Source organism: Agromyces sp. GQ35, assembly GCF_059758475.1.
Window position 1 is genome coordinate 1,966,912 of the sequence record NZ_JCAXEO010000001.1, and the last position, 19,170, is coordinate 1,986,081.

General features: G+C 69.1%; 15 protein-coding genes. 11 read left to right on the top strand and 4 right to left on the bottom strand.

Features of this window, described 5'->3' with window-relative positions; translation table 11 throughout:
• Positions 1-190: 190 nt before the first annotated feature.
• Positions 191-2,770: a purple acid phosphatase family protein gene (locus tag AC6CH0_RS09160; protein WP_498099935.1), complete on the top strand. Its 2,580-nt coding sequence runs from the start codon at positions 191-193 to the stop codon at positions 2,768-2,770.
• Positions 2,771-2,876: 106 nt separating this feature from the next.
• Here AC6CH0_RS09160 and AC6CH0_RS09165 read toward each other — a convergent pair whose 3' ends face one another.
• Positions 2,877-3,656 carry an alpha/beta fold hydrolase gene (locus AC6CH0_RS09165; protein WP_498099937.1) on the bottom strand — a complete coding sequence of 260 codons (780 nt, stop codon included), beginning with the start codon at positions 3,654-3,656 and terminating at the stop codon, positions 2,877-2,879.
• Positions 3,657-3,743: 87 nt separating this feature from the next.
• Between AC6CH0_RS09165 and AC6CH0_RS09170 the strand changes: the two genes are divergently transcribed.
• The 5 genes from AC6CH0_RS09170 (at position 3,744) to AC6CH0_RS09190 (ending at position 9,759) form a co-directional block, all read left to right on the top strand.
• Complete coding sequence (locus AC6CH0_RS09170; protein WP_498099939.1) at positions 3,744-4,382, top strand: TetR/AcrR family transcriptional regulator; 639 nt, start codon at positions 3,744-3,746, stop codon at positions 4,380-4,382.
• A 124-nt stretch (positions 4,383-4,506) separates the two neighbouring features.
• Complete coding sequence (locus AC6CH0_RS09175; RefSeq protein ID WP_498099941.1) at positions 4,507-5,448, top strand: alpha/beta fold hydrolase; 942 nt, start codon at positions 4,507-4,509, stop codon at positions 5,446-5,448.
• Positions 5,449-5,587: 139 nt separating this feature from the next.
• Positions 5,588-7,210: a hypothetical protein gene (locus tag AC6CH0_RS09180; RefSeq protein ID WP_498099943.1), complete on the top strand. Its 1,623-nt coding sequence runs from the start codon at positions 5,588-5,590 to the stop codon at positions 7,208-7,210.
• On the top strand, positions 7,207-8,157 hold the full coding sequence (locus AC6CH0_RS09185; protein ID WP_498099945.1) for a DUF4436 family protein: 951 nt from the start codon (positions 7,207-7,209) through the stop codon (positions 8,155-8,157). Before AC6CH0_RS09180 ends, AC6CH0_RS09185 begins: the two co-directional genes overlap by 4 nt.
• 78 nt (positions 8,158-8,235) lie before the next feature.
• Positions 8,236-9,759: an ATP-dependent DNA ligase gene (locus AC6CH0_RS09190; RefSeq protein ID WP_498099947.1), complete on the top strand. Its 1,524-nt coding sequence runs from the start codon at positions 8,236-8,238 to the stop codon at positions 9,757-9,759.
• A gap of 40 nt (positions 9,760-9,799) precedes the next feature.
• Here AC6CH0_RS09190 and AC6CH0_RS09195 read toward each other — a convergent pair whose 3' ends face one another.
• The 3 genes from AC6CH0_RS09195 to AC6CH0_RS09205 form a co-directional block, all read right to left on the bottom strand.
• A complete protein-coding gene (locus AC6CH0_RS09195; RefSeq protein WP_498099949.1) occupies positions 9,800-10,135 on the bottom strand; it encodes a hypothetical protein in 336 nt (111 codons plus the stop codon).
• Complete coding sequence (locus AC6CH0_RS09200; RefSeq protein WP_498099951.1) at positions 10,132-10,758, bottom strand: dihydrofolate reductase family protein; 627 nt, start codon at positions 10,756-10,758, stop codon at positions 10,132-10,134. The genes AC6CH0_RS09195 and AC6CH0_RS09200 overlap by 4 nt, the downstream gene beginning before the upstream one ends.
• A gap of 136 nt (positions 10,759-10,894) precedes the next feature.
• Entirely contained in the window at positions 10,895-12,862 is a 1,968-nt protein-coding gene (locus tag AC6CH0_RS09205) for a glycoside hydrolase family 127 protein (protein ID WP_498099952.1), read from the bottom strand.
• 204 nt (positions 12,863-13,066) lie between these two features.
• On the opposite strand from AC6CH0_RS09205, the gene AC6CH0_RS09210 reads away from it, so the two are divergent.
• From AC6CH0_RS09210 to AC6CH0_RS09230, 5 genes are all read left to right on the top strand, one after another.
• Positions 13,067-14,071, top strand: coding sequence for a LacI family DNA-binding transcriptional regulator (locus AC6CH0_RS09210; protein WP_498099953.1), 1,005 nt, complete (start codon positions 13,067-13,069; stop codon positions 14,069-14,071).
• Positions 14,072-14,167: 96 nt separating this feature from the next.
• Positions 14,168-15,400 (top strand): sugar ABC transporter substrate-binding protein, encoded by a 1,233-nt coding sequence (locus AC6CH0_RS09215; RefSeq protein WP_498099955.1) that lies wholly within the window; start codon positions 14,168-14,170, stop codon positions 15,398-15,400.
• 43 nt (positions 15,401-15,443) lie between these two features.
• Entirely contained in the window at positions 15,444-16,448 is a 1,005-nt protein-coding gene (locus AC6CH0_RS09220) for a carbohydrate ABC transporter permease (RefSeq protein ID WP_498099957.1), read from the top strand.
• Positions 16,445-17,263 carry a carbohydrate ABC transporter permease gene (locus AC6CH0_RS09225; RefSeq protein ID WP_498099959.1) on the top strand — a complete coding sequence of 273 codons (819 nt, stop codon included), beginning with the start codon at positions 16,445-16,447 and terminating at the stop codon, positions 17,261-17,263. Before AC6CH0_RS09220 ends, AC6CH0_RS09225 begins: the two co-directional genes overlap by 4 nt.
• On the top strand, positions 17,263-19,005 hold the full coding sequence (locus tag AC6CH0_RS09230; RefSeq protein ID WP_498099961.1) for an amylo-alpha-1,6-glucosidase: 1,743 nt from the start codon (positions 17,263-17,265) through the stop codon (positions 19,003-19,005). Before AC6CH0_RS09225 ends, AC6CH0_RS09230 begins: the two co-directional genes overlap by 1 nt.
• Positions 19,006-19,170 lie beyond the last annotated feature (165 nt).

Genomic DNA, 19,170 nt, shown 5'->3' on the forward strand with positions numbered 1-19,170 from the left:
TTCGCCCGAGCTGCTCCGCCGCTCGGGGAGCAGCGACGGGTTCACCTCGCGGATGCCTCGCGGCCAGCCCCGAGACATCCGACCCCGATTGCATGGCGTGAGGCCACATCGCGAGGCCTGCACCCGTCGTACCGGCCGGTGCAGGCCGCGCGCGAGCGTGCCCGCCCCACCCCTGCGACGAAGGAAGCACATGACCACGACGAACAACGCGACACGCTGGGGGAGGCGAGGCGCGGTCTCCGCTGCGCTCCTCGCACTCATCGCCGGTGTGATCGCGGCGCCGGTTCCGGCGCTCGCCGCCCCCGACGTTCCGACCGACCCGGTGATCAGCACCGGATCGACCACCTGGAAGTACCTCGACGACGGCACCGACCCGTCGCGCGGCGCCGAGCCGCTGCGCGTCTGGACCACGCCCGGCTTCGACGACAGCACCTGGAAGTCGGCGCAGGGCAGCTTCGGCGCGAAGGGCGGCAAGCTCGCTCCCGTCGGTCCGCAGACCCCGAAGACGCTGCTGAACCAGTACCTCAACGGCACGTCGGCACCCAACGTGCCGACCTTCTTCTTCCGCGCGAGCTTCGAACTCGCGGCCGGCGTCTCCGACGAGGTCGGATCGATCGTCGGAGACCTGCTCTACGACGACGGCGCCGTCGTCTGGATCAACGGCGAACGCGTCGCCGGGTTCGACGCCGAGCGCGTCACCGAGACGAGCAACGTGCAGTACGCCGGATCAGGCTCGTCCGACCCGGCCCCCGGTCACTTCGAGGTCGCGGGCGACGTGCTCGTCGACGGCAGCAACACCGTGGCCATCGCGCTCTACCAGGACCGCGAGACGAGCTCCGACATCTTCCTCGACGTGCCGTCGATCCGGCTCACGCCGAAGTCCGACCCGGGCGTGGTCGTGCCGACTCCGCCGACCCGCGTGATCCTCACGCCGACCGAGACGCCGACGACCTCGCAGTCGTTCTCGTGGCTCGCGGGCGACGTCTCGCACGAGTCGGGGCAGGTGCAGCTCCGCACGGCGGGCGGCAGCGACATCCGCACCGTCGACGCCTACTCGGCCGGTCTCGTCAACGGCAACCCGAAGCAGCACTTCTCGGCGACCGCCGACGCGCTGACCCCGGCGACGGCGTACGAATACCGTGTCGGTCTCGAAGGCGCGTGGAGCGAGTGGCACGAGTTCACGACCGCCGACCCGAACGACACCGACTTCCAGTTCCTCTACTACGGCGACGCGCAGATCGGCCTCGACTCCACCTGGCCCTCGGTCGTGCAGCAGGCCGAGGCGACCGCACCCGACTCGATCGGCTCGGTGCACGCCGGCGACCTGATCAACACGGGCAGCAACGAGACCGAGTGGCTCAACTGGTTCAAGGGCATGGAGACCTCGGCCGCGACGACCAACGTCATGGCCGCCCCCGGCAACCACGAGTACTCGGGCGACAAGCTGCTGAAGTCGTGGAAGGCCAACTTCGAGTACCCGCACAACAACCCGACGACCGCGACCACGGGCGACCTCGCCGACCTCGCCGTCGGCGACACGGATGTCGCGAAGCAGTACGCCGCGTACTTCGAGCACTGGACCCGGTTCGCGGCCGAGACGGTGTACTTCACCGACTACCAGGACATGCGCTTCATCACCCTGAACGCGACGCGCGACACGACGTTCCTGACGCCCGACGCCCTGCCCGGTTGCATCGGCACCGACTGCCCGTCGGCGAAGGTCGGCGAGCTGTGGACGCAGTTCCAGGCCGCGTGGCTCGACTACGTGCTCGAGGCGAGCCCGTCGAAGTGGAACGTCGTGACGTTCCACCAGCCGGTCTACTCCGCGTCTGAGGGTCGCAACGAGCCGGTGCTGCGCCAGTACTGGGTGCCGATCTTCGAGAAGCACAACATCGACCTCGTCATGATGGGCCACGACCACACCTACGCACGTGGCTACAACAACGACGACCGCACCGAGACGCCCGGCATCACCGACGGCCCGGTCTACATCGTCTCCAACTCGGGTGCCAAGCACTACGAACTCGAGACCGACGAGAAGAACGTGTGGACGAACAACAACGCGACGCAGGTGCTGCGCGGTGCCGGCGTCACGACGTACCAGGTCATCGACGTGACGGCCGACGCGCTCGTCTACCGTTCGTACCTCGCCGAGAAGCAGCCCGACGCGACGACCGAACTGCCGGTCGGCGCCGTCTACGACGAGTTCACCGTCACGAAGAAGGACGATGGCCGCAAGTGGGTCACCGAGGCGGGCGTCACGCCGCCCGTCGACCCCGAGGGCCCCGGAACCGGTGAGCCCGGTGCCACGCCGGAGCCGATCGACCCGTCCGAGCTGACCGAGGCGACCCGCGGCGGCGTGACCGTGCCGTCGAACGTCACGATCGGGGTGCCGTTCACCGTCGGACTCGGCGAAGCGCATGACGGCGCGAAGGTGTGGGCGTGGCTCCACTCCGACCCGACGCTGCTCGGCGCGGCGACGGCGAATGCGAGCGGCGACTTCACGACGGTCGTGCCGGCCGGCACGACCACGGAGGAGCACCGCCTCGTCGTGCAGGCGGCCGATGGTTCGCTGCTCGGCTGGGCATCGGTGCGGGTGAACGCGGCTGCTACGGCCGGCGCCGGAACCGGTGCTGACCTGGCGAGCACGGGCGCCGAGGCATCCGCTGCGCTGTGGGCCGCCGGTGTGCTGCTCGCGCTCGGCGCACTCGTGACCGCGCTCGCGATCCGCCGTCGCAGGCTGTCGAGCGGCTCGGCCTCACTGGGCTAGCATCCGAGCGGATGTCGCGGGGCCCGCGACATCCGCTCGTCGACCGACGAACGCCCGACCGGGGAGACCGGCCGGGCGTTCGTCGTCGGTGGCCGACTCGGGGCGCTCATCGCGTCGAATCGACGAGTGCCGCCAGCTCAGCGGCCATCGCCTCGGGCTCCCAGCCGTGCTCGCTGCCGGGCATGGCCTTCCAGCGGGCGCCGGGGATGTCGGCGGCGATCGACTCGGCGGCGGGCGTCATGATGTCGTAGGTCGCTTCGCCGACCATCGCGAGCACCGGCACGCGGATGCCGCCGAAGAGGTCGGCGTGCGGTGCGGACTCAGCCCAGGCAAGCGATTCACCGTCGGGGCGGAGGCTCGGAGCCTGCTCGATCATCGCCGGGATGCTCCGGACGATCTCGAGGATCTCGGGCGGCATGTCCGTCATGTACTCATCGAGCGCGGCGCCGAACTCGCCGGCGTCGATGAGGCGGTTCACCTCGTCGGCCCACTCGCGCGCGCCGCTGTTCGGCGGTGCGAGCGGGGCCTCCCAGAGCGCGAGGCCCGCGACGGGGAGGCCCGCCACAACGGCGCGCAATGAGATGGAGCAGCCAGAGGAGTGACCGCAGAGCACGGCGCGACCGCCGGCGGCGTCGATCAGCGCCTCGATCGCCGCGAGCTCGCGCTCGAGCGTGATCACGCCGTCTGCCGTGCTCTCGCCGCGACCGACTCGGTCGTACACGATCGTCGTCGCGCCGCGCTCGGCGAGCAGTTCAGCCGTGCGAGTCGTGTCGGGATCGATCTCGCGCCAGGGACCGGCGCCGGCGACGAAGATCAGCGCGGGTCCCTCACCCCGGCGGTCGAAGGCGACACGGTCACCGGCGGTGGTGGTCACGAACTCGGACATGGTTGGGTTCCCTTCCTCAAAATGGACTGACCAGTTTGATTTCTTCAAACTAGACTGTCTAGTACTGATCGTCAAGAGGAGGCACGCATGGTCGTCGTGAACGAGTCCAAGCAGCCCACGCGCTCGGAGCGCAAGCACCTCGCCATGCTCGCCGCGGCCGAGGAGCTGTTTCTGCGCCACGGATACCTCGGCACGAGCATGGACGAGCTCGCCGAGCTCTCGCAGGTGTCGAAGCAGACGGTGTACGCGCACTTCGGCAGCAAGGAGGCGCTCTTCGTCGAGCTCGTCTCGTCGATGACGAGCGGCGCCGGCGACGGACTGCACGACCTCGACGGCGAACCCGCCGCCGACGGCGATGTCGCGGGCTACCTCGAGCGCTACGCGGTCGACGAGCTCACCGTGGTGATGACCCCGCGACTGCTGCAGTTGCGGCGCCTCGTGATCGGCGAGGTCGGCCGGTTCCCCGAACTCGCCCGCGCCCTCTACGAGAACGGCCCCGATCGCGCCATCCGCTCGCTCGCGAAGGTCATGACGTCGTTGACCGAGCGGGGGCTCCTCGCCGCCGACCGTCCCCTCGAGGCGGCGACGACGTTCAACTGGCTCGTGATGGGCGCGCCGATGAACGAGGCGATGCTGCTCGGCGACGGTGCGATTCCCGAGCCGGCGGCGCTCCGACGGCACGCCGCACACGTCACCCGGGTGTTCCTCGCCGCCTACGCCGCCTGAGGGTCATGGGGGATCGCGTCTACTGCGAGAGGGCGTAGAGGAACAGGGCCGGGCCGTGCGGCAGCAGATCGGCCTGTGGAGAACCGCCGAGGTTCCGCTGCCGGAGCTGACATGATCGACCCTGATGCCTACCTTCGCTGCGTTTGACGGAACCGAACTCGCGTACCACCTGCACGGAGAGCAAGGGCCGCCGCTCGTCTGCGTGCCGGGCGGGCCGATGCAGGATTCGGTATACCTCGGCGATCTGGGCGGGCTCGCAGGCGAGCGCCAACTGGCGATGCTCGACCCGCGGGGCACGGGCAGCTCGGGCCTCCCGTCCGACCTCTCGACGTATCGCTGCGATCGACTCGTCGACGACATCGAAGCCCTGCGCGAACACCTCGAGCTCGAGCAGTTCGACGTGCTCGCCCACTCCGCGGGCACCAACGTCGCCGTCGCGTACGCCACGAGGTATCCGAGTCGCGTCGAGCGACTCGTGCTCGTGACGCCGAGCGCCTCGGCCGTGGGCCTGACCGTCACCGCCGAGACGCGTCTCGACGCCGCTCGGCTTCGCGCCGACGAGCCGTGGTTCGACACGTCGTTCGCCGCACTGCAGTTGATCGTCGCGGGCGAGGCGACCGACGACATCTGGTCGGCGATCGACCCCTTCTCCTACGGCCGGTGGGATGCCGCGGCGCAAGCCCATCGCGACGCCGGCGACCGTCGTCGCAACGACGAGGCGGCGGCCGTGTTCGGCGCCGACGGCGCATTCGATCCCGAGGGCACGCGGGCCGGGCTCGCCGAACTCGCGGTGCCCGTGCTGTTCGTCGCGGGCGCGCTCGACCTCAACTCACCGTTGCCGATGGTCGTCGAGTACGCGGGCATGCTGCCGGGCGCCGAAGTCTCGGTACAGCCGGGCGCCGCGCACTTCCCGTGGCTCGACGACGCCCAGGCGTTCTCCTCGACCGTCGCGGCATTCCTCGACGATGCGGCAGCGCGAGCCACGAATGACGAGGAGGCTCGCGGGAATCCCGACGCCGAGCCGGTAGATTCGGAACGACAGACCGGCGTGCCCGCCGTTCGATAGGGGTCTGAACCGCGGGGGCACCACAGCTTGGCAACGGATCACGGGGGGTCGTGTGACTGCACTGCAGCGCTCACGCGACGTTCCGAGCAGCACCAGTCCATCCGATCCGAAGAGCCCCAGCCGTCGTTGGGCAGCATTCATGCGCCTCCTTCTCGGAGTCGCGCTGCTCGCGACACTCGGAATCGCCGCGCCCGCACCCGCCTTCGCGGTCGTCTCCGGCGATTGGGGCTGGGGAACACCCGATGCGAATGAGCTGACCACCTTCGGTCAGCAGCAGGACCGAGTGCAGGCGTTTCCGTGCGATGCCGGCGGATGCTTCGCCAGCGCCGGCACCTCCTTCACCTCGATCGCGTCGAACGGGGCGACCTTCACCACACCCGTCGGGACGACGATCCCATTCGTGCACTCCAGCATCGGAGTCGTCGGCTCCTGCGCGGTGCAGTCGTCGACGCTGCTCGTCTGCACCAACTCGCAGCCGCTCGAGATGGGCGCCGGGCAGACCGTCGCCACGCAGACGCCGGTCGGAATGAGCAGTCCGGCATCGGGAGTGGCGAACGGCACCACGGTGTTCCAACTCGCGATCTCCGACCCGGTGATGACCGATCCCGACCCGGCAGACAACACCTACAGCCTTCGCATCCGGAACATCGCCGACCTCACGGCGACGGTGGCCGCATCGACCCTCGCTCCACCGCTCGGCGGCAACGTGACGCTCACGCTCACCCTCGCCAATGCAGGTCCCGATCCAGCGAGCGCGCCGACCGCACTCGTCGCGCTCCCCGCGAACCTGGCGGTCGTGTCGGCACCTGCGGAGTTCGACATCGGCTCGAGCACCTGGAATGCCCCGTCGACACCTGCGGCAGGGAGTGCGGCGCTCGAGATCGTCGTCGCGGTGACGTCTCCCGACGCAGCAACCGTCACGGTCGCGAGTGCCGAGCCCGGTGGGGGCGCGACAGACCCGACGCCGTGCGGCGCGACCTGTGCGGCGGTCGGCCCGGTTGTCGCGGTGGTGCCGCCCCAGCCGCCGCAGCCGCCGGCACCGAATCCGCCGCCTGCTCCCGCTCCTGCTGCACCGCCGTCCGCCCCTCGACTGCCCAGTCCGGCCCGCCCGACAGCGCCGGCGCCAACGCCCGCGCCCGTCATGCCTTCGACGCCGTCGCCGTCGCCCGAGCCCGCGCCGGCGCCCATCGACACGACCGCGCTGCCGATGGATCTCGGCTTCGCGTCGGTACGCATCGCTCCCGGCACGGCGTCGACCATGCGAGGCACGATCGGGCCGAACGCCTCTGAAGAAGCCGTCACGATCACGCTCACGGGCCGAGTGGGTCAGGGCATGATCTACCGGGCCGTCGGCGTGCTCATCGACGGCGAGCCGATCGCAGAACCGTGCGTCGTCGACACCCGGTCGTTCTCGTGCACGTTCACGCTCGACCCGGGAGCAACGGCGCGGGTCGACATCCGTCTCTTCGCCGACCCGCTCAACGCACCCGATATCGCGACCCAGCAGATCGAAGCGGCCTCATCCCTCACCGGTCAGGGCAACGCGGTCACGATCTCGACGGATGTCGCCCGCAACCGAGACACCGACAGCTGGGCGGCGTCGCTCACGACGTTCGACATCACGACCTTCCCCGGCGCGTTCCTGCCGCTGCTGGCGATGCTGCTGCTCGCTCTCGCAGCGACCGCGGCAGAGGCCGAGCGCCGCCGTTCCGCTTCACGACCATCGACGACCGCAACCGAATCCAGACGGAGTGCATCATGACGAACCTCGACCGAACCGAGACCCGCCGTCGCCGCAATCCGGCGCCGATCATCCTCGGCGTCGTGCTGATCGTGCTCGTGGTCTACTACGTCGTCGTCGCGCTGTCGGGCGTGCTGCAGAGCAGCACCGACGTCAAGATCGACGGTGACAACGAGCCGACGAGCGCCGACTACCTGACCCTGCGCATCTCGACCCAGGACGTCGACCTCACCAATCGGGTGATACTCGCGAACGTGCAGCCCATCCCGCACGCCGACCTGGTCGGCGACAAGGCGGGTGAGATCGCCGAGAGCCTCCGCATCGAGGTCAACAGCGGCGGAGTGACCACCTCCGTGGTCACGTTCCCCGGGGAGTCGATCGTGGATCCGACGGCGCTCACCCTCAGCCTCGATCGCGGCGACAGCGACTATCCGTTCGACCAGCCGTTCGCGAACTTCAGCCTCAGCGTGCAGAACGACGAGACCGGCCGAGCCGTGCCGTTCGAACTGCAGATCTCGAACTCGGCGCGACCGTGGGTGCTGGCCGCACATCGGGGCGAGGCGTCGAACGAAGGGGACCGCACCCTCTACCCGGTCACCATCGACGGAAGTCGCGATGCGCTCACCGTGACACTCGTGCTCTTCTACGTGCTCGCGATCCTGCTGACCACCCTGATGGCGGTGGTCATCATCGGCAGCGCCATTCTTCGGCGCAAGCTCGAGTTCTCGAATGTCATCTGGCTGTCGGCGACCCTGCTCTCCTTCCCTGCGTTGCGCAGTGCGATGCCCGGCGCCCCGCCGATCGGCACGGCACTCGACTTCATCGTGCTGTTCCCGTGCCTCTGCCTCATCGCCGGCATGCTCGTCTGGACGGGCGCGTACCTGCTCTGGAAAGAGAGCTCTGTCCTCCGGCGCCGGCACCTCGACGACGATGATGCCGCGGCGGTGGCGGTCGCAGCAGCGGACTGAGTGCGCCGAACCGCGCCCCCCGGCGGTGGCGCCGTTCGGTGCTCGCGGCATGTCGGCGGCCGGTGCGAGACTGAGCCCGTGCTGCTCGATGAACTCGCGCTGACCGCCGACACCGTCGCGTCGACCCGTTCGCGCCTCGCGAAGGTCGACGCGCTCGCCGATGTGCTGCGCCGACTCGAACCCGACGAGATCGCTCCTGCCGTCGGCCTGCTCGTCGGCAAGCCCCGGCAGGGCCGGGTCGGCGTCGGATGGCGCGGCGTAGCGGCTGCGACTGCGGCGCCGGCAGACGAGCCCAGCATCACCGTCGGCGAACTCGACGCCGCGCTCGAACGACTGGCCGCGGCATCCGGTGCCGGGTCCTCGGGCGAACGCGCCCGTGAGCTGAGCGAGCTGATCGGCCGCGCGACCACGCGGGAGCAGGGGTTCATCGGTCGTGCGCTGCTCGGCGAGATGCGCACCGGCGCGCTCGAGGGCGTGCTCGCCGACGCCGTCGCGCGGGCGTCAGACCGCCCTGGTGAGGTCGTGCGTCGAGCCGCCATGCTCTCGGGCGACCTCGGCGAGACCGCACGGCTCGCGCTCACCGGCACCGAGGCCGAACTCGCCGCCGTCGGCCTCGTCGTGGGCCGACCGGTGCAGCCGATGCTGGCGGCCACCGCGTCGAGCGCGGCGGCCGCCCTCGAGACCACCGGCGAGGCCTCCGTCGAGTACAAGCTCGACGGGGCGCGCATCCAGGTGCATCGTTCCGGTGACGAGGTGCGGGTCTTCACCCGCAACCTCGCCGATGTGACGCATCGTCTGCCCGAAGTGGTCGACGTGGTGCGGGGGCTTCCCGTGCGCGACGTGATCCTCGACGGCGAGACGCTCTCACTCGACGAAGACGGCGTGCCCCGGCCGTTCCAAGAGACGATGTCGAGGTTCGGCGCCGACGCCGCGCGTGAGACCCTGCTGCATCCGTGGTTCTTCGACGTGCTGCACGTCGACGGGCGCGACCTGCTCGACGAGCCCCTCTCGACTCGGCTCGGCGAACTCGAGCGCATCGCACCGGGTCATCGCATCCCGGGCGAGGTGACCGCCGACGCCGACGTCGCCGAGCGGGTGTCGCGCGAGGCGCTGGCGGCGGGCCAAGAGGGCGTCGTGGTCAAGGCGATCGGTTCGCCGTACGCGGCCGGCCGTCGCGGGTCGAGCTGGGTCAAGGTGAAGCCCGTGCACACCTACGACCTCGTCGTGCTCGCGTGCGAGTGGGGTTCGGGGCGGCGCACGGGCTGGCTGTCGAACCTGCATCTCGGCGCGCTCGACCCGAAGGGCGAGTTCGGCGAGCCCGGCGACTTCGTCATGGTCGGCAAGACGTTCAAGGGGCTCACCGACGAGCTGCTGCGATGGCAGACCGAGCGGTTTCCAGAGATCGAGACGCGGCGCACCGCGAACACCGTGTGGGTCGAGCCGAGCATCGTCGTCGAGATCGCGATCGACGGAGTGCAACGCTCGACCCGGTACCCGGGCGGCGTCGCGCTGCGGTTCGCACGGGTCAAGCGCTACCGCGACGACAAGGCGCCCGGCGACGCCGACACCATCCAGACACTGCGGGCGATGCTCCGCGAGTGAGCGTCGCGAACTGCACTCGGGCTGCAATCGCCCGAGCCCGCTACGGCGTGATCGAGTCGACGAATATGTAGGCTTCGTCGACGATCGCGTGCCAGCGGTCGGCGCCGTCGCCGAACCGCACGACCGCCCACTCGCGCATCGGCCGGCCGCGCATCACCATGTTGTCGAGTTCGAGAGCCTCGATTCGCTCGGCAGGCAGCTTCACCACCAGGCCGCCGCTGTTCGCGACGAAGGCGAACAGCTTGCCGCGCACCGAGACGCCGTCGGAACCGAACATCCTGCCGATCGCGACACCCGGACGCGCGAGAAGTTCGGGCGCCATCTCGTCGAGCCGACGACGCCCCGCTTCGCGCTCGCCGACCGGCTCGTCGTTCATGCCTCGAGGCCCTCGGCGGCCATGTCGACGCCGGTGATCGGCTCGCCGGCCGGCGCGTACACGAGGTGGATCGCACCCTTCGGCGAGACCGTCGGGGGCTCCGCGAGCGTGAAGGCCGACGGCACCAAGCCGTCGCTCCAGAGCCGCTTTCCGCTGCCGAGCGTGATCGGATACACCCACAGGTTCAGCCGGTCGACGAGATTCGCCGCGAGCAGGCTGCGCACCAGGTCGCCGCTGCCGATGACGTGGATCTCGTCGAAGCGGTCGCGGATCGCGGCGACCTCGGTCGCGACATCCGACACGACCGTCGTTCCGGCCCAGCTCGGGTCGGTCAGCGTGCGCGAGGCGACGAACTTCGGCACCGCGTTGAACTTCGCCGCAATCGGCTCATCGTCGCTCACCCGCGGCCAGTAGTCGGCGAAGATGTCGTACGTCTTGCGCCCGAGCAGCAGTGCCTGCAGGCGATCGATGCCTTCGCCGATCGACGTGCCCGTCTCCTCGTCGAGGTACGCGCCCTGCCAGCCGCCGAGTTCGAACCCGCCGGACGTGTCTTCTCGGGGGCTACCGGGCCCCTGATACACCCCGTCGAGGGTGATGAAGAGGTCGGCGACGATGACTCCCATGATCTGCTCCTTCGAATGAGCGGCGGCGGATGCCGCGCCGACGTGCAGCTCGAACGGGGACAGGGCAGCGACGGCATCCCCGCTGACCAATGTTTCGCGATGCTCCTCGGCTGTCAACCCTCGGCGCACGCGACGCTCACTCGACCGCCACCGGCATCCAGACCCGCATGGTCGACGGGCCGCGGTTCGCCCAGTCCTTGTAGGGCCGGATCTTCGCCGTGAAGCGCTCGCCGAGCTCGTCGATCGTCGTCGCGTACGGCCACTCGTCGTCCGAGGTCGAGCGGTGGCGGAGGCCGATGATCGCGCCGTCGACGTCGTCGACGAGTCCGAAGGCGGCGTCGAGCTCCACGTGCTCGACGTCGATGCCGTCGGGCAGGTCGACATCTTCGAGGGCGAGCACGAGCGGGCCGCGCTCCACAGCGGCCTGGCCGCGTACGGCGTCGATGCGCGGGTGAGCGTGGATGAAGCGCGGCTCCATCGGCAGACGGAGCTCGATCACGTCGCCGGTCGAGAACACCCGCTCGACCGTGAAGACGGCGTCATTCGCCGTGATCGTCTCGCTCGCACCTCCGTTCACGCCGGCGAGGACGACCTCGGCCCGGCCGCGAGCCCAGAGGGGAACCCGCACCGTGATGGGCAGCGGGCGGGCGGGCGCGTCGACGACGGTGACCCGCACCGCCCCGTCGTTCGGGTAGTCGCTCTCGACGCTGAGCGCGACGCGCTCGCCGTCATCGAGTGTCGTGTCGACGGCGTACGAGCCGTATTGGTGCAACTGCACCCCGCTGCCGTCGGTCGTGGCGAAGTAGCCGCCGACGGATGCCAGCGTGCGGGCGATGTTCGTGGGGCAGCACGACACTTCGAACCAGGGCGCACGCATGCTCGCCTCGGCCCGCTCGCTGAGTTCGTCGTCGGTGGTCGCCGCACCGGCCGCACGCCGGTGCAGCGTGTTGGCGTAGTAGAACGCTCGGCCGTCGGCGCGCGGCGAGACGAGCACCGCGTTCAGCAGCGTTCGCTCCATCTGATCGGCATAGCGGGCGTCGCCCGTCTGGACGAGCAGTCGCCAGCTCAACATGACCGACGCGATGGCGGCACAGGTCTCGGCATAGGCGCGGTCCGACGGCAATTCGAAGTCGTCGCCGAACTCCTCGTTCTGGTGGTGGGCGCCGACGCCCCCGGTGAGGTAACTGCGGCGAGCGATGGTGCGCAGGTACTGCGATTCGACGGCGTCGAGCAATTCGTCGTCGCCCGTCTCGACCGCGATGTCGACGGCGCCGGCGGAGAGATAGAGGGCCCGCACCGCATGCCCCCGAAGCACCTCGGCATCGCGAACCGGAAGGTCGTCCTGGAAGTACTCGTGCCCTTGGAACAGGGTCGTGCCCAGCGTGCCGTGGCCTCGACGTTCGACGAACAGTCGCGCGAGTTCGAGGTACCGTCGTTCGCCGGTGGCGCGGGCGAACTCGGCGAGGGCGACCTCGATCTCCGGATGCCCGCACACCGCCGCCCGGCCATCGGGACCGAACTCGGCATACAAGTGGTCGGCGAGTCGGCGAGCGATTGCTGGCAGCTCATCGTCGTGTCCGGTGCGGAGCCGGGCGACGGCGGCCTGGATGAGATGCCCGTGGCAGTACAGCTCGTGCCCCCATTCGAGGTCGCTGTAGCGGGCGCGTTGCCCGGCATGGCCGAAGCTCGTGTGCAGGTACCCGTCGTCGTCTTGCGCCGCGCCGACCCGGGACACGATGGCCCGGTAACGCGCCTCCAGAGCGGCATCCGGTCGCCGCCCGAGCTCCCAGGCCATGGCCTCGAGGAGCTTGTAGACCTCGGAATCGACGAACTCGATACCGGAGTGCTCGCCCCGAGCGGTGCCGGCCACGCGATCGAAGTTCGCGACCCACCCGATGCGATCCATCCAACCGAGGCAGTGGTCGATGATGACGTCTGCATTCAGGGCCTGCATTCGGCCCCAGAGGCCGCCCGTGATCGTCACGTCGCCGAGGCCGAGCGGGCGCAACGCTCCTCGAGAGGGGGCGATCGGCCCGCCGATCGTGGTCGGCACGGAGGTGAGCTGGGCGGAGGCGGGGCTGTTCACGGCGTTGTGGGTCCTCATCGATCGTGCGAATCAGGTCAGGTGTTCCCGGGGACTTGTATTGTCGAACCGGTTCGACTACCGTAACGTCTTGTCCAGGCGGATTCAAGGCACTCGTTCGACGACTCGAAGCACTATTCTCGAGTTCGACGACACGATATGGCGGCGAATCAGCCGAAATCCGATGAGAATCATCGAATCGGTTCGAAGAAGAACGGAACGAGTGTGGCGACGATCGGCGATGTGGCCAAGGCGGCGGGGGTCTCCCGCAGCACCGTCTCGTACGCCCTGTCGGGCAAGCGCACGATCTCGAGTGAGACGCGCGAGCGCATCGAGTCCGCGATCGATCAGCTCGGCTTCACCCCGAACGCTGGGGCGCGAGCGCTGGCGACCTCGCAGACCATGGTCATCGGGCTCTTCGTGCAGTTCTTCCGAGACGAGTTCTCGCCCGCCATGCTGCAGTACGTGCTGCCGATCTCCGATGCCGCCCGAGAAGCGGGCTACGACATCCTCATGGTCACCGAAGACGACGGTCCACGGGCGTTGCGCCGCATCACCGACTCCGACATGGTCGACGGGGTGGTGCTCCTCAACGTGGCCCATGAAGACGAGCGCATCCCCCCGCTTCGCGCCGCGCGCCAGCCCGGGGCGCTCGTGGGCCTCCCGAAAGACACCGAGGGCCTCGATGTCTTCGACCTCGACTTCGGTGAGGCCGCACGCATGCTCGTCGATCACCTGCACGACCTGGGTCATCGCGAGATCGTGCTGATCTCCCCGCACGAGCACGTCGCCACCCGAGGCGGCGCCTACGCGTGGCGCTTCCGCGAGGCCGCGCTCGAGCGCGCGGCGCGATACGGGCTGCGCATCTATCCGCACAACGGCGAGACGGAGCAGCCGGCCATCACCGAGGCGCTGAACGCGATCCTCGATCAGCGGCCCACCGCAACCGCGATCATCGTGCACAACGACGCCATGATCGCCGGGCTCCCGCCCGTGCTGAACGCCCGCGGCGTGCGGGTTCCCGACGACCTCTCGGTCGTCGGGATCTTCTCCGAAGACTTCGGTCGACTGTTCTCGCTGCCGTACACGGCGATCGAGACGTCGCCCGACAAGCTGGGCCGCGCAGCGGTCCAGGCACTCGTGCAACGAATGCAGGACCCCCACAGCGCCGGTGCGCCCGTGGTCCGGTTCATCGCACCCGAACTGACGGATCGAGGCAGTACCCGCTGACCCGTCGTTCGCACGTCGGCGGCATCCGTCGGCTCGAACGTCGAACCGGTTCGACAGCACCAAGAATCACCACCGCATCATTCAAGGAGGAATATCGTGGCAACACTGCAGAAGGCCCGCGTGCTCGGCGCCGCCATCATCACCCTCGGCGTCGCAGCCGCTGCGCTCACCGGATGCTCGACGTCGGGCGACGGCACGGCAGCCGCGTCCGACGAGTACACGCTCTGGGACCCGTACCCCGACCGCGACGCCGAGTCGACCTGGGCCAAGGCCATCGACGCCTGCGCCGCCGACCTCGACATCACGATCAAGCGAAACAGCGGCAACACCGGCGACACCGTGAAGGACCTCACCACGGCGGCCGGAAACCTGCCCGACATCGCCATGGTCGACAACCCCAAGGTCGCGACGCTCGCCGACGCCGGCCTGCTGACGACGACCGACGACAACGGCTTCGACGTCTCGAGCATCGAGGAGAACATCCTCAGTGCCGGCGAGATCGACGGGAAGGTCTACGGCGTGCCGGTCGGCGCGAACACCCTCGGCCTCTACTACAACCCCGAGGTGCTCGAGGCCGCCGGCGTCGACATCGCATCGGTGACCGACTACGCGTCGCTCACCACGGCGCTCGAGCAGATCGTCGCAGCCGGGAAGAAGGGCATCACCTTCTCTGCCGTCGGCACCGAAGAGGGCACGTTCCAGTTCCTGCCCTGGTTCTGGGGAGCCGGCGCCGACCTCACGGCGCTCGACTCCGCTGAGGCGGAGAGCGCGCTGCAGCTGTGGACCGACTGGGTGAACGCGGGCCTCGCCCCGAACTCCGTCATCTCGAACACGCAGGGCACCAGCTGGGACGAGTTCCTCACCGGTGAGTACGGATTCGCCGAGAACGGCTCCTGGTTCAAGTCCGCCGCCGACGAGGCCGGCTACGAGTCCATCCAGATCCCCGGCATCGACGGTGGTGTCGCCCCGGCTCCGACCGGCGGCGAGTTCATCACGATCCCGGTGCAGAAGGACACCGCCCGCTACGAGACATCCGCGAAGATCGTGGAATGCCTGAGCAGCGGCGACACCGGTGCGACTGCGCTCGGCTACGTCGCGCCGACGGCCGACGGCCAGGCAGCCCAGCTCGAGGCCGACCCGACGCTCGAGTTCTGGGCCGGCGCAGTGGGCGACGCGAAGCCTCGCACGGCCGACAACCTCGGCATCTCGTACGGCGTGATCTCGGAGCAGCTCTACACCGCAGTGCAGAACGCGCTGAGCGGTGCGTCGTCTCCGGCGGACGCACTCGCCGAAGCGCAGGCGACGGCAGCCGAGAAGCTCGCGAAGTAGCCCGTAGGAACACCCGCACCGCCCCTCGATGGGAGAACGTCACATGACCGCGACGCACACCACCTCCACGGTGACGGTGCGCGGCGAAACGGGGGAGGCGGCGCAGATCGTTCGCGCCGCCTCGCCCGCCCGTCCGCTCCCTGCTCGCCCGCTTCGCAATCGGCAACGCCTGAGGGCGCAGTTGACGGCGTGGGCGTTCATCGCGCCCGTCGTCGTCTACCTCGCCGTGTTCTACGCCTACCCGCTCTACCGCAACCTCGACCTGAGCTTCCGCGACTACACGCTGCGTTCGTTCATCGACGGAACGGCGCCGTTCGTCTGGTTCGACAACTACGTCGAGGTCATCCAGAGCTCGACGTTCACGCCGGCGCTGATCAACACCGCGGTGTTCACGGTCGTGTCGATCGTGTTCCAATTCGCGATCGGCCTCGCGCTCGCGGTGTTCTTCTTCAAGCGATTCCCCCTCGCTGCGACCCTCCGAGCGCTCTTCCTGGTGCCGTGGCTGCTTCCCCTGCTCGTCTCCGCATCGATCTGGGCGTGGATGCTCAACAGCGAGTCGGGCATCGTCAACGCCGGCCTCGAGGCCATCGGCCTCACCCAGGTGAACTGGCTGACCTCCCCGCAGTGGGCGATGGTGTCGGTGCTCATCGCGAACATCTGGATCGGCATCCCCTTCAACCTCGTCATCCTCTACAGCGGGCTGCAGAACATCCCGGGGGAGGTCTACGAGGCGGCGTCGCTCGACGGCGCCAACGGCTGGCAGACGTTCTGGCGCATCACCCTGCCGCTGCTGCGGCCGGTGTCGGCGATCACCATCCTGCTCGGCCTCGTCTACACGCTGAAGGTCTTCGACATCATCTGGATCATGACGCGCGGCGGGCCCGGCACCTCGTCGACCACGTTCGCGATCTGGTCGTACCAGCTCGGCTTCGGCGGCGGATCGCCCGAGCTCAGCCCTGCGGCGGCCGTGGGCAACCTGCTCATCGTGCTCGCGTTCGTCTTCGGCCTCATCTACATCCGCACCCAGCGTCGATCGGAGCGCGCATGACCTCGGCGAAGAAGCTCGGGAACACCGTGATCGGCGTGATCCTCACCGCGCTGATGCTCTTCCCGCTCTACTGGATGATCAACGTGTCACTGACGCAGCCGACCGAGCTGCGGAAGGACCCGCCGAACCTCTTCCCGGTGAACCCGACCTTCGACGGGTACACGCGGGTGCTCAGCGAGCAGCTGCCCTACCTCGGCACGAGTCTCGTCATCGGGCTCGGAACGGTCGCCGTGACGCTCCTGCTCTCGGCGCCCGCCGCCTTCGCGCTCGCGAAGCTCCGCCCGCGCGGCGGCACGGCGCTGAACTTCGTGCTCCTCATCGCCCAGATGATCCCCGGCATCATCATGGCGATGGGGTTCTACCTCATCTTCCACAACTGGGGCATCCTCGACACCGTCCCCGGCCTGATCCTCGCCGACTCCACGCTCGCCGTGCCGTTCGGCGTGCTCATCTTCACCGCGTTCATGGCCGGGATCCCCGAAGAGCTGATGTCGGCCGCGAAGATCGACGGCGCCGGCCCGTGGCGAACCTTCCAGTCGATCGTCATGCCCATCAGTCGCAACTCCGTCGTCACGGTGTCGCTCTTCACCTTCCTCTGGGCGTGGTCGGACTTCATCTTCGCGTCCACGCTCAACCGGGGCGGTGAGTTCCAGCCGATCACGATGGGCATCTACAAGTACATCGGCAACAACACGCAGGACTGGAACGCCATCATGGCCACCGCGGTCGTCGCGTCGGTTCCGGCCGCGGTACTGCTCGTCGTCGCCCAGCGCTACGTCGCGGCCGGCGTCACGGCAGGGGCGGTGAAGGACTGATGGCGACCCTCGAGTTCTCCCTCGACGAGGTGCCGTTCAGCATGCGCGGCTCCTGGCTGTCGGTCTCGCGCGTGGTCGGGCTGCACCGCTCCGCCGAACTCATCCACCTCGTCTCGCACCAGACCGGCATGCACCCCGTGCTCTCCTTCCAGCCGCTGGCGGGTGGGGCACCGGTCGAGACGACCGAGTCCGCAGCGCCCGAACGGCTCCGCTGGGTCGGCGGCGCCGGTGAGTTCGCCGCCGCCTTCGCCGACGTCGGCACCGTCCGGGTACGCGGCACGGGCCTCGGCTTGCGCCTTGCGGATGCCTCGGACGGCCTGACGCCGTTCACCGGCACGTTCCTCTTCACCGCACCGCACGACGGTGCCGCAGTCTTCACCTCGTACGAGACCGGACGCCGCTACCGGGTCACCGCCCTCGCCGGTGCGTTCTCGGTGATCGGCTCCGAGCGCCTGGGCGCAGGGGAGCGGGCGGTCGAGGTCGGCGGCGACGGTGGCGAGTGGGAGATCGCGATCGAGGAGGTGAGCTCGGAGCCGGCTCCGTTGCGATCGACCGAGTCGTTCGATGAGCTGGTCACTGCGCGGGCATTGGAGTTCATCGCGTTCGCCGACGGCGTTGCGCCTCGGCCCGACGATCACTCCGGCGCCCTGCTGGCGGCGTACGTGATCTGGTCGGCAACGGTGCATCCGCTCGGGTTCGTCACCCGCGAGACCGTGCTGATGTCGAAGCACTGGATGGACAAGGTGTGGAGCTGGGATCACTGCTTCAACGCCCTCGCGCTCGCGCCGTCGCATCCCGAGCTCGCGATCGACCAGTTCCTCGTGGTGTTCGATCATCAGGTCGCGACCGGGGCGCTGCCGGATTCGGTCACCCACTCCGAGGTGCTGTACAACTTCGTCAAGCCGCCCATCCACGGATGGATGTGGGGGCAGTTGCGGCGACGCCTTCCCGGTGCGGTGCCCCCCGATGTGCTCCGCGAGGTCTACGGGCGGCTCGCGGCCTGGACGCGGTACTGGCTCGATCATCGTCGTGCCCCGGGTGCAACCCTTCCGTTCTACGAGCACGGCAATGACAGCGGATGGGACAACTCGACGGTGTTCGATCTCGATCGGGTCGTCGAGTCACCCGATCTCGCGGCGTTCCTGGTGCTGCAGCTCGACGAGCTCGCCGAGCTCGCCGACGAGGTGGCCCCGGATGCCGCAGCCGGATGGCGTCGCGAAAGCGAGCTGCTCCTCGGTGCGCTGATGACCGAGCTGTGGGACGGCGAGCGGTTCACCGCACGGTCCGTCGTCGGCCGGAGAGCGGGCAGCGCGTCGAGCCTGCTTACGGCGCTGCCGCTGCTCGCTGCTCATCGGCTGCCAGACGACGTGACGGCACGGCTCGTCGAGAAGGTCGCGGCGCACCTCACCGCCTTCGGTCCAGCGACCGAGCTTCCGAGCTCCCCGCGGTACGACGCCGACGGCTACTGGCGCGGGCCGATCTGGGCGCCGTCGACCATCATCGTCGAGGCGGGCCTGCGGGCTGCCGGCTACGACGACCTGGCCGACGACGTCAGCGAGCGTTTCCGCCGCCTGTGCGAGCGCAGCGGCTTCGCCGAGAACTTCGACGCGCTCACCGGCGCCGGACTCCGCGACCGGGCCTACACCTGGACGGCGAGCGCGTACCTGCTGCTCGCGGGGCAGGCGTCGGAGCGATCGTCGTCGAGGTCGGAGCTGGCGAGCGATCTGGCTGGAGGAACGTAGCAGCGGCGATCGGTGCGGGCGGCCGCGATCCCTCGAGGATCGCGGCTGCACGGCGTGCATCGCGCGCGGAAAAACCCAGATCAAGCCGCAGTTAATCACCCGCAACACCCTTGACCGCATCACGCGCGGCAGGCTAGATTCAGCGATCGAACCGGTTCGACATCG